The organism is Sinorhizobium fredii USDA 205, from assembly GCF_001461695.1.
In the GTDB taxonomy this organism is placed as follows: domain Bacteria; phylum Pseudomonadota; class Alphaproteobacteria; order Rhizobiales; family Rhizobiaceae; genus Sinorhizobium; species Sinorhizobium fredii.
Map to the genome: position 1 here is coordinate 1 of NZ_AUTC01000017.1, position 10,142 is coordinate 10,142.

A 10,142-nucleotide genomic window follows, 5' to 3' on the forward strand; every position below is an offset into this window, starting at 1 on the left:
TCCGCTTCTGGGACGCCTGAGTCGGTGAGCGCACCGATCAGCCCGCCGGCGGCCCCGCCGGCGACGGCGCCTGCAACAGCGCCTGCAGCGGTCGCCGCAAACCAGCCTGCTGCCACAACGGGGCCGACACCCGGGATGGTCAACATACCAAGCCCGGCAAGCAGGCCACCAGTGCCACCAGCGAGTGCGCCCAGGCCAGCTCCCGCACCAGCGCCTTCAGCGGCGTTCGAGGTATCGTCGCGGTCATCGCCACTGTTAGAAACGATACTGATGTCGTCAGCGGGAATGCCCGCGCCTTCGAGGGCAGACACTGCGGCACTCGCATGGCGGTTCGTTGCCGGCGCGCCCCTTGCAGCGGAGAGACCCACAACGCCGCCCTTTAGAACTGGGATGTAGGTGGGTTTGTCGTGACGGGTTGATGGCTCGAAGGGAGGCTTCTGGCGCCGCCGCGAAGACCACGATGTCCCATAGTCGTTGGAAAATCGGCCGATGGGGGAAGCCTTATTTTAAGGCCGGACAAAGCCTAGAGCCTGACCACCCCGCGGTCCCAAGTGCCCTGCGGAGCAGGCGTTCAAAATTATGGGCACGAGGCATTCTTATCACCAATCAAACGAACACTGGACTCCGCCCAAGCATCCGGCATAGTGAATAAAATTCTGGACACAAGCGCCCATCACGTACAATGAAATGGACAAAGCAAGGTAGCAAACGTGCCGCGCCAAAGAAGCTACTCAAGGGTCACGCGCCAAACGCTCGCCATGCTCGGCAAGCTGATCCGCATCGGCCGGGCCGAGCGCGGCCTTACCGCCCAGGAATTGGCCGACCGCGCCGGCATCAGCCGCACAACACTGTCCAGTATCGAAAAGGGTGCGCCCGGACCTGAGATCGGCATCGTCTTCGAAGTCTGCTCACTCGTCGGCGTGCGCCTATTCGAATATGACGAGCGCATCCTGCGGTTGCAGAACGCCCGCCTCGATGAAAAACTGACGCTGCTGCCCAAGAGCGTCCGCCACACGGTAAAGGAGGTCGATGATGACTTCTAGGGCGGACCCTACAGAAGCCTTTGTCTGGATGTGGCTGCCAGACGCAACAGAACCAGTGGTCGCGGCCGCCTCGATCAGGATGGCGAGCGACTGCTCTTCACCTACGGCGCCAGCTACAGGCGCCGCAAGAACGCAATTTCCATTTATGAACCGGAACTGCCAGTTCAGGAAGGCGTAATCGCGCCCGCCAACGACCTGACCATGTCGAGTTGAATTCGCGACGGCTCGCCCGATGCCTGGGGGCGCCGCGTCATCATCAACAGGCTGACAGGCATGAAGCCCGACGCTGCCGGCGTGCCGGAGATCAGCGAGCTGACCTTTCTGCTCCAGCCAGGGTCCGACCGGATTGGCGCCCTCGACTTCCAGGCATCGGCTACGGAGTACGCCCCCCGCCTTGCCGCGCAAGCCTCGCTCGACGAGCTCCTCGAAGCAGCCGCTTTCATTGAAAAGGGCTTCCCCTTAACCCCGGCGCTCGACCAAGCCTTCAATCACGGCACTTCGATAGGCGGCGCGCGCCCCAAGGCGCTGATCGAAAACGGCACGAAGAAGTTCATCGCCAAATTCTTGGCCAGCAACGACACATACAGCGTTGTGAAGGGCGAATTCATCGCCATGAAGCTGGCAGCCGCTTGCGGCCTGAACGCCGCAGCAGTCTCCATGACCCGCGCCGCCCACCAAGACGTCCTCCTGATCGAGCGCTTCGACCGCACGCACACAAAGGATGGCTGGACGAGACACGCTATGGTCTCAGCCCTCACCATGCTGGGCCTTGACGAGATGATGGCCCGCTATGCCTCGTACGAGGATCTTGCCGAACTGATCCGCCACCGTTTCACTGATCCCAAGGATACGCTCAGGGAACTCTACGGGCGGATTTGCTTCAACGTGCTGTGCGGCAACACTGACGACCATGCGCGCAACCATGCAGCGTTCTGGGACGGCAAGATGCTGGCTCTGACCCCGGCCTATGACATCTGCCCGCAAGGCCGTACTGGGAACGAGGCCACACAAGCTATGCTCATCAAGGGCGAAAGCGGCGCCAGCACGCTGGCCGTCTGCCTCGCGGCCGTGCCGGACTATCACCTGAAAGAAGCGGAAGCCGCCGCACTGATCGAACAGCAGGTCACGACCATCGCCGAACATTGGCAAGCGATCTGCGAGGAAGCCGAACTGAGCCCGGTCGATCGGAGGCTGTTCGCCGGGCGTCAGTTTCTCAATAGCTATGCTCTTGAGGGGCTGGATGGTAACAAGGCGCTGCAAGACACGTTTCGTGCCGCACGGGATGCGCTGATCGCAAACGTAGGCGCTTAAAGATGACAAAGCCTAGCCAGTCAAGGAGCCAGATTGCGGCACCGCGGGCCGAGCGCTCGCAATGCGGAGAAAAAGCGTGATCTTGGTGAAATTGGGCGATGCATGCGCTGATGCTGTATAAGCTGCGGCAAATCACCGAGGCGAGGAGACAATGACGGAGCCCCTGGACCAATTCGATCGGAAGATCCTCGAGATCGTGCAGCGCGACTGTCAGCTCAAGGCCGAGGCGATCGGCGACATCATCGGCCTTTCGGCTTCCGCCGTTCAACGCCGCCTCAAGCGGATGCGCGAGGACGGGATCATTTCGGCCGAGATCGCCCTCGTCGACCGCAAGGTGGCCGGAAATCCGATGACCTTTATCGCCGGCATGGAGATCGAGCGCGAGAACTACGACGCCTTGGCGAAATTCCGTAGCTGGGTCGATAAGCAGGATCACATCCAGCAGGTCTATTACGTCACCGGATCCGTCGATCTCGTGGCCATCATCACGGCCCAGGATGTCACCCAGTACGACGAGATCACCGCGCAGATCATGTCGCAAAACCCTCAGATCAAGCGCATTCACACGAATGTCGTCCTGAAGGACGTGAAGCTCGGGATGTTTGTGCCCGTGGCTTCGTGATCGGTGCCGGTGAGGGGTCAAGCCGCGGTTGGCAAAATGATCTATTTCACGAGTGACACGCATTTCGGCGAGCCGCGGGCGCTCAGCATCGACCGTCGACCGTTCGCCAATCTGGCCGAACATGACGCTGCGTTGATTGCCAACTGGAACGAAACGGTCGCGCCGGAGGACGACATCTGGCACCTCGGGGACTTCGCATCAATGAGATACGGGTTTGCAGAGCAACTGCTCGCCCGGCTGAGCGGCAGGAAGCATCTGATCGTCGGCAACAACGATCCGCCCGGTACACTCGAAGCAAGCGGCTGGCACAGCGTGCAGCACTATGCGGAGCTCACCGTCGACGGACAGTTGCTCATCCTCTGTCATTATCCGTTCCGAACCTGGAACCAAATGGGAAAGCGGTCGATCAATCTGCACGGCCACTCGCATGGTCGATTGAAGCCGATGCCCCGGCAGTTTGACGTGGGTGTCGATGCCAGAGGCCTGCGGCCGGTCAGTCTGGCTGATCTTCTCCCGCGGCTGCGGTAAAGGCATAGCGCCCGCCATGCCGGCGGGAACGGCCCAGGGATTGGCGCTTCAGGTGAACACGCCGTCGGCAACATCGAGCGGCGATGGCGATCGTCCGGCATCGATCAGCTTCTTGGCCGTCATGTAGGCGCGCGCATCGTTGATCGCGTCGACGGCCAGCAGTTTCTCGCCGGCGAAATACCAATAGGAGCACGAGCCGGGTTTGGCGCCCTTTCGCCCGACGATCCGGTCGTAGCCGGTGTTGAGGCCGGCGATCTGCAGCTTGACGTCGAACTGATCCGACCAGAACCACGGCCTGGGGCGATAATCGCGGTTCGCGCCGAGGATGTTGGCGGCAACCGTCTCCGCCTGGTCGATCGCATGCGGCACGCTTTCGATGCGCAGTCGGCGGCCATCCCAAAGGAAGGAGGCGCAGTCGCCGGCCGCCCAGATCGCGGCTTCGGAAGTCCGTCCCAGGGCATCGACGCAGATGCCGTTCTCCACCGCCAGCCCGGTCGCCTCGGCAAGCGCCACGCTCGGGCGGACGCCGATGCCGACGATGACGAAATCGACGTCGATGCAGGAACCGTCCGAAAGCCGCGCCCTGCGGACGCGATCTTCGCCCTCAAGAGAAACAAGCCCGACGCCTTCGACGAGCCTGACGCCGCGCTCGGCATGGAGCGAGCGGAAATAGGCCGACGTCTCGGCGGCGGCGACGCGGCCGAGGATGCGCTCCTGAAGTTCGACGAGGGTCACAGAGACACCCGACTGGCTGAGGGCGGCAGCGACCTCCAGCCCGATATAGCCGCCGCCGATGATCAAGGCGCGTTTTCCTGCCCCGATGTGCGGCGTGATCTCTTCGACGTCGGCGATCGTGCGCAGCGTGAAGACATTGGCAAGGCTTCCGCCGATATCAGCCGGCAGACGGATGGGTGTGGCGCCCGTCGCAAGCACGAGGTCGTCATAGGCGAGGCTCTCCGCACTGAGCTCGATGCGCTTCTTGGCCGGGATGATCCGCGTGACCTTCGTAGCGAGCCTGAGATCGATGCCGCGTTCGGCGTAGAAGGATGGGCCGCGAAGCGCGAGACTGTCGGCGTCGAGCTTGCCGGTGAGATAGGCCTTGGAAAGGGGCGGGCGCTGGTAGGGCGGGTGGGCTTCGTCGCCGATCAGCGTCACGCGGCCGTCAAAGCCGAGCCCCCTGAGCTTTGCTGCGAGACTGCTGCCGGCCTGGCCCGCCCCGATGATCACCACGTGGCGCATGTCGCCCTCCTCGTTCCGGCTTTCACTGCATGGCCGGAATGCGCACCGTCATCCCGTCAAGCGCGTCGGCGATGCGGACCTGGCAGCTGAGCCGGCTTTCCGGCCGGCGCGGCGAGGCGGTGAAGTCGAGCATGTCACTCTCGTGCTCGCCGATCGCGCCGATCATGTCGGCATAGGCCGGATCGAAATAGCAATGACAGGTGGCGCAGGCCGCCGATCCGTTACACTCGGCGACGACGCCCGGAATGCTCTTCTCCAGCGCGATCTCCATGACCGATCTGCCGATCTCGGCGGTGACGGCATGTTCCTTGCCCTCGGCGGTAATGAAAGTGATGGTCGGCATCAACATTCCTCCTGGACTGGCGGATAGATTGGATAAGCGCGGGCGGGCTCACGCGTCCCAGGCAACCGGCAGCGAAACAGGCCCGCGGAACACCCATCCGTGGATCCGCGCCGGCGCGTCGGGTCGAAGCCGCAGGTTCTTCAGGCGCGAGAACAGCATCGGCACGACGATCCTGCCGACCATCTGGCGGGCGACCCAGGCGCCGGCGCAAAAATGCGGCCCGGCGCCGAAGGCGAGATGCGGCTGCTTGGGGCGAAAGAGGTCGAAGCTGTCGGGGTTCTCGAAACGGCGGTCGTCGCGATTGGCGGCGCCGACGCAAAGTCCGATCTGGTCGCCGGCGCGCAGGTGTACGCCGGAGAGTTCGACATCGCGTGTCACGCGGCGCGGATACATGCCGATCGGCGAGATCCAGCGTACCGCCTCCTCGAAGGCCAAGGGCCAGAGGTCGGGATTGGCCATGACCTCGGCCAGTTGCGGCGGATTCGAAAGAAGCCCGAGGCTCAGTGAAAGAATGGAGTCACGCGGCTCGTTGAGGCCGCCACCGATGATCACCTTGATATTCGCACGAATCTGCTCGAGGTTCATCGGGTTCTCAGCATTGACCATCGAGGACAGCACCGCCGGGTTGGGGTTCTCACGATGCCAGGCAAGCACCGTGTCGATCGCGGCATCGATGCCCGCCGAGGCTTCGGTCGCCCGGGCGGAAATCTCCGGATCGCCCGAATAATTGCCGGCGCCATCCATCAGCGCCTGCGACCAGCGCGCCAGCGTCTGCCAGGAAACCTCCCTGAGGCCGAGGAGCTCGATGAGGGCGAGCGATGCCATCGGCGCCGCCAGTGCATCGAACAGATCCGCCTCGCCCTGGTTTTCGATCGCGGAGATAAGCCCGTCGCTGATCGCTTCGAATTGCGCCGCCCAGTGGTTCTTGATAGTGCCCGGCCGGAAGCTGACCTCGATGGCCCGGCGTTCCGTGGCGTGCGCTTCCCCGTCCTTGCGCATCATGGTGTGGCCCATGACCTTGTTGACGAGGGAGCCGGGATTGCTCGAGGCGAAGGTCTCCGAATCGCGCTCGATCGCCACGATGTTATCGAAGCGCGTCACGAGCGCCAGCTGGGCGGCATCCACGTAGACGGCCGAAGCCATGTCGCGCAGGCGCTTGTAGATTGGATAGGGGTCGATCAGCAGATCCGAAAATGCGATGTCCGACACCACGGGAACGGCGTGCGCCATCTTGTCCCTCCCTGACAATCCGTTGCACTTGATAGGAGGACGTTACCGCGGATCGAGACCATCCTTCAATTCGATGACGTCCATTGAGGATATGCAGCAATTGCATAACCTGAGTTCGGGACGTATCCTGCAGCAGACACTGGGGGAGGGGGTGAATGGGGCAGAAGCAACAACTGGACGGTATCGATCTCGGCAGCCTCAAGGCGCTGGTGCTCGTATGCGACCTCGGGTCTTTCTCCGCTGCTGCAAACCGCCTGGACGTCAATCAGTCGACGGTCAGCTATACGGTGGAGCGGCTGAGAGCTGTGTTCCGCGATTCATTATTTCTGCGGCAGGGCAACCGTATGCTGCCGACGGAGAAGTGCTTGGAACTGACCGAAGCCGCTCGCCGGATGCTCGATCAACTCGCTGCCTTCACGGCCGAACAGGCCTTCGATCCGGCCTCCGCGTCGGGATCGGTCACAGTGTCCTGCAATTTCCACGAACGGCAGATCGTCATGCCGGAATTCTGCGCGCGCCTCAGACGGGCGGCGCCGAAGGTTCGGCTCGTGGTCCTCGAGTCCGCCGTTCACGGCAAGCGGCAGCTGAAGCAGAACGAATGCGACATCGTGCTCGGCCCGATCGAGATATTCGGCGAGGCCTATTTCCGCACGCACCTCTTCACCGACCGCTATGTCTGCGTGATGGATCGCGGCAACGTGCTGGCCAAGGCGTCGCCGCTCAGCCTTCAGGACTATCGGTCAGCGCAGCATATCCAGGTGAACCACAATGGCGAATGGCACGGGCTCTATATCGCGGCACTGGAAGCCAGGGGCGTCCCCTTCGAGCCCACGGTCGTTCTTCCAAGCCATGACAATCTCGAACGCATCATTGCCGGAAGCGATCTGGTCGCGACCGTTCCCGGCCGGCTTGCGCATGGTTTGAACGAGAGGTTGAGCGTGGTGGAATTTCCCCTCGACGTGCCGATCCATATCGACATGTACTGGACGGCGCGCACCGCGCAGTCCGGCCTGCACCGCTGGGCGAGGCAGCTGCTCGCCGAGGTCGCCCGGTCGCGGCCGGAAGGCGATGGCACGTCTTGAGGGCATAGCGTTGGTTTCCCACTAAACAACGCGGCCTTTATCAACCAAAGACAGCGACTGCTGATTTGACGATGATGCCACCATCCGGACTTCTGCGCATTTGACGGCCGGTAGCAGCGCGAAAGACTTGCAGCAATTGCAGCGCCGGCGGCACCCGTGACCACAGGGTTTTCATGCGTTCCCAGCCATTTCGGCTTTTTCGCACAGCCTGGCCAGTCACAATGCGCTGTGACCAGCGGAAGCCGATCTCGTGGAAATACAGGTCGGCATGCTGCGGGCTGATGATGAAAGACGCCGGCAATTGTGCGGCGGACGCGGGAAGGGAAAGCGGCCCGGACGCCAGCCGCTCGACCTGAAGAAGGTCGATGCGGCCATAAAGCTGATCGAGGCGAAAACGCCTCCGGCGGAGGCTGCCAAACAACTTAGCCTTGGCCGCTCGACGGTCTATCGCGAAATTGGCTAGCGCAACTCGCTCCTACGTTGCGTGTTCCGATGGTTCAAAGAAGTTCACACCCCGCGCGGCAATAGCGACCTGAAGGTCGCTCGCGTTACCGACACGCTCGTGCCGGTGGAATTGCTGACCACGTCCACTCGCGCGTCGAGCTGTTTCGCAAGAGCTTGGACAATCGCCGTCCCGAGCCCGCCACTTGTTTCGACTGCACCATCGGCTTGCTTTCCCACACCACTGTCGGAAACGATCAGCTGCCAATCCGGGCCCCTGATCTCATAGGTAACGAGGATCACGGCGTCCGGCTTGGCGACAGGGAACGCGTATTTTATCGCATTGATCACGAGTTCGGTGACGATCAGGCCCAGGCCGACAGCCTTGTCGGACCCGATCCTTCCCTCGTCCGCTATCACCTTGATCGCAAGGGGCTGACTTTCGCCGATCATCGAGGAAGCCAGGCTGCCGCAAAGCTTCGTCAGGTAGGAAGCGACCTCGATCTGGTCGATGCCGGATATGTGGAGGTGCCTTTGCACCTCTGCGACCGACATTACGCGCTGGTGGGCATCCCGCAAGTCGCGGCGTGTTTCCTCGGACGTGACCGACCGCGCTTTCAACAGCAATATGCTGGCGATGATCTGGAGACTATTGGCAACGCGGTGCTGCATTTCCTGCAGCAGGATTTCCTTCTGATGGAGCAGCTGTTCTGTCTGCTTAAGGAGCTCTTCCCTTTCCCACTCGATCTTGCGGCGTTCCGTGACATCAGTGAATGCCAGGAGGATCGTCGAGCGGCTCCCGTAAGTGACCTGTCGGGCGTTGAGCAGCATGATCCGGCGGCCGAGATCGGGAAAATCATGCGCAACCTCAAAGCCATCCATCGAGACATGTTTTGGAATGATCGTCTCCAGAAGAACGCGCAGGGCGGGAATGTCCCATTGGCCGTCACCGAGTGCGTAAAGCAGGCGGCCTCTTGTATATTCGGGATCGGACTTGAACGTCTCATAAAAGGAACGGCTGGCAGCCAGCACACAAAACTGGTCGTCGAGCACAATAAAGGGCTCTGGAATGGTATTCACAATTGCTTGTGCCAACGTCTGCGCGTCTTCAATATTTTGAAAATCGATCATGGCTTAATAGATCCAATCCTGGCCGCGGATCACTTGTTCGCAATGAAGGTTCTATTTTCAACGTATATTATAATTCTCCTCGCCAAATGTCATTGACCTAGCTTGACTAGCGTTGCCAAGTTCGGATTGATGCGCGCCTTTGAAAGCCAAATAGTTGGCTCGAGTTTGCCATATCGAGTCGCAACACGCCGACATCGCCTAATCTTGTTGAAGAACGTTCGATCAAGTTAGACGCGCGATGGATGCTGTCCGTATTTTACCCCTGCGCCCCAATCTAAATCCAGTGGAGTTTAAATTAGTCCGTTGGCGGACAAAGTGGTCAAGTTTGAATTGACGGTTTGTTCTAAACGGACCAGCATTCTCCCACTACCAAGGAGGTGACCATGACACAGGCTGTTTCGACTTCTATCACAAGACGAAGCGTGGTCGCAGGGCTGGCGCTGACCGCCGCCTCGGTGGTTGTGTTGGCGGGGACGGATAACGCGCAGGCCAACCAAACCATTCCTGAGAAAAGTCTGTACGAACGGCTGGGCGGCGTCTTCGCCATCGCGGCGGTGGTGGATCACTTCAGCGACGCCGTCGTGAAGAACCCCATCGTCGGCCAGGAGTCCAAGAACCCGCAGCTGCGGGAATGGCACACCAAGAACCTCGGCAGGCTGCCCGGCCTCAAGTTCATGCGGACGCTGTGGGTCTGCGACGTTTCCGGTGAGCCCTTCCAGTTCACGGCCACCAAGCCCGGCACGACGCCGCTCGGCCTTGAGGAGGCCCACCGAGACCTCCGGATCTCACCCGAAGAATTCGATGAGGTTGCAGCGGAACTCGGACGGACCCTGGACTTCTTCAAGGTCCCGAAACGCGAGAAGGACGAAGTCCTGGCAGCCTTCGCGGCCCACAAAGACGAGGTCACCGCCCGCTAGGTCGCGGCCGCCAAGCGCGGCTGAAGCACCCTGAGCTTCCGAGTCTAACTATCCCGTCCAGCTAAGGCTGGCGGGATTGTTAGCTGCGATGCTGCGCCGCATGAGTCCGCTGAATGCACATCGCCTCGTTCGCTGCAACCATTCGTCGGCTATCAGAGACAGGGCAGACCCTCGCAAGCATCCGCGGGGGCACGTTTATGAGTTCACGCCCTAGTCACCTGGAACTGAAGTTCATTACATTGTACGCTTGGCCTC

At 61.3% G+C, this 10,142-nt stretch carries 10 protein-coding genes and 3 pseudogenes; 7 read left to right on the forward strand and 6 right to left on the reverse strand.

Annotated features, from left to right (window positions below):
- Positions 1–368 (reverse strand): annotated as a pseudogene (locus N181_RS03000) (hypothetical protein); the annotation flags it as partial.
- Between the two features lie 390 nt (positions 369–758).
- Between N181_RS03000 and N181_RS03005 the strand changes: the two are divergent.
- From N181_RS03005 to N181_RS03020, 4 genes and pseudogenes are all read left to right on the forward strand, one after another.
- On the forward strand, positions 759–1,043 hold the full coding sequence (locus tag N181_RS03005) for a helix-turn-helix transcriptional regulator (RefSeq protein ID WP_037402846.1): 285 nt from the start codon (positions 759–761) through the stop codon (positions 1,041–1,043).
- A pseudogene (locus N181_RS03010) lies at positions 1,033–2,354 on the forward strand (type II toxin-antitoxin system HipA family toxin). The gene N181_RS03005 and the pseudogene N181_RS03010 overlap by 11 nt, the downstream one beginning before the upstream one ends.
- A gap of 151 nt (positions 2,355–2,505) precedes the next feature.
- Positions 2,506–2,976 carry an Lrp/AsnC family transcriptional regulator gene (locus tag N181_RS03015; RefSeq protein ID WP_014332482.1) on the forward strand — a complete coding sequence of 157 codons (471 nt, stop codon included), beginning with the start codon at positions 2,506–2,508 and terminating at the stop codon, positions 2,974–2,976.
- Positions 2,977–3,012: 36 nt separating this feature from the next.
- Positions 3,013–3,504, forward strand: a complete 492-nt coding sequence (locus N181_RS03020) for a metallophosphoesterase family protein (protein ID WP_037436641.1) — start codon at positions 3,013–3,015, stop codon at positions 3,502–3,504.
- A 48-nt stretch (positions 3,505–3,552) separates the two neighbouring features.
- Here N181_RS03020 and N181_RS03025 read toward each other — a convergent pair whose 3' ends face one another.
- Genes N181_RS03025 through N181_RS03035 form a run of 3 tightly spaced genes read right to left on the reverse strand, consistent with a single transcriptional unit; the run spans position 3,553 to position 6,316 of the window.
- A complete protein-coding gene (locus N181_RS03025) occupies positions 3,553–4,743 on the reverse strand; it encodes an NAD(P)/FAD-dependent oxidoreductase (protein ID WP_037436643.1) in 1,191 nt (396 codons plus the stop codon).
- Between the two features lie 22 nt (positions 4,744–4,765).
- Entirely contained in the window at positions 4,766–5,086 is a 321-nt protein-coding gene (locus N181_RS03030) for a 2Fe-2S iron-sulfur cluster-binding protein (protein ID WP_037402858.1), read from the reverse strand.
- A gap of 48 nt (positions 5,087–5,134) precedes the next feature.
- Entirely contained in the window at positions 5,135–6,316 is a 1,182-nt protein-coding gene (locus N181_RS03035) for a cytochrome P450 (RefSeq protein WP_037436645.1), read from the reverse strand.
- 155 nt (positions 6,317–6,471) lie between these two features.
- Here N181_RS03035 and N181_RS03040 point away from each other — a divergent pair, with 155 nt between their 5' ends.
- Complete coding sequence (locus tag N181_RS03040; protein ID WP_037436647.1) at positions 6,472–7,398, forward strand: LysR family transcriptional regulator; 927 nt, start codon at positions 6,472–6,474, stop codon at positions 7,396–7,398.
- 40 nt (positions 7,399–7,438) lie between these two features.
- Here N181_RS03040 and N181_RS30820 read toward each other — a convergent pair.
- Positions 7,439–7,724, reverse strand: a pseudogene (locus tag N181_RS30820) (IS1595 family transposase); the annotation flags it as partial.
- Here N181_RS30820 and N181_RS35305 point away from each other — a divergent pair.
- Positions 7,700–7,861 carry a helix-turn-helix domain-containing protein gene (locus tag N181_RS35305; RefSeq protein WP_337739440.1) on the forward strand — a complete coding sequence of 54 codons (162 nt, stop codon included), beginning with the start codon at positions 7,700–7,702 and terminating at the stop codon, positions 7,859–7,861. The pseudogene N181_RS30820 and the gene N181_RS35305 sit on opposite strands and share 25 nt — an antisense overlap.
- Before the next feature lie 44 nt (positions 7,862–7,905).
- Here N181_RS35305 and N181_RS03050 read toward each other — a convergent pair whose 3' ends face one another.
- The gene (locus N181_RS03050) at positions 7,906–8,970 is read right to left on the reverse strand and encodes a sensor histidine kinase (protein WP_037436650.1); all 1,065 of its coding nucleotides are present in this window, start codon (positions 8,968–8,970) and stop codon (positions 7,906–7,908) included.
- 383 nt (positions 8,971–9,353) lie between these two features.
- On the opposite strand from N181_RS03050, the gene N181_RS03055 reads away from it, so the two are divergent.
- The gene (locus N181_RS03055; protein WP_037436651.1) at positions 9,354–9,887 is read left to right on the forward strand and encodes a globin domain-containing protein; all 534 of its coding nucleotides are present in this window, start codon (positions 9,354–9,356) and stop codon (positions 9,885–9,887) included.
- Positions 9,888–10,142 lie beyond the last annotated feature (255 nt).

Coding starts and splice junctions, on each gene's coding strand:
- N181_RS03040 (WP_037436647.1), top strand. CDS start 6,472: ATGGGGCAGAAGCAACAACTGGACGGTATCGATCTCGGCAGCCTCAAG.
- N181_RS03025 (WP_037436643.1), bottom strand. CDS start 4,743: ATGCGCCACGTGGTGATCATCGGGGCGGGCCAGGCCGGCAGCAGTCTC.
- N181_RS03055 (WP_037436651.1), top strand. CDS start 9,354: ATGACACAGGCTGTTTCGACTTCTATCACAAGACGAAGCGTGGTCGCA.
- N181_RS03035 (WP_037436645.1), bottom strand. CDS start 6,316: ATGGCGCACGCCGTTCCCGTGGTGTCGGACATCGCATTTTCGGATCTG.
- N181_RS03050 (WP_037436650.1), bottom strand. CDS start 8,970: ATGATCGATTTTCAAAATATTGAAGACGCGCAGACGTTGGCACAAGCA.
- N181_RS03005 (WP_037402846.1), top strand. CDS start 759: ATGCTCGGCAAGCTGATCCGCATCGGCCGGGCCGAGCGCGGCCTTACC.
- N181_RS03030 (WP_037402858.1), bottom strand. CDS start 5,086: ATGCCGACCATCACTTTCATTACCGCCGAGGGCAAGGAACATGCCGTC.
- N181_RS03015 (WP_014332482.1), top strand. CDS start 2,506: ATGACGGAGCCCCTGGACCAATTCGATCGGAAGATCCTCGAGATCGTG.
- N181_RS03020 (WP_037436641.1), top strand. CDS start 3,013: ATGATCTATTTCACGAGTGACACGCATTTCGGCGAGCCGCGGGCGCTC.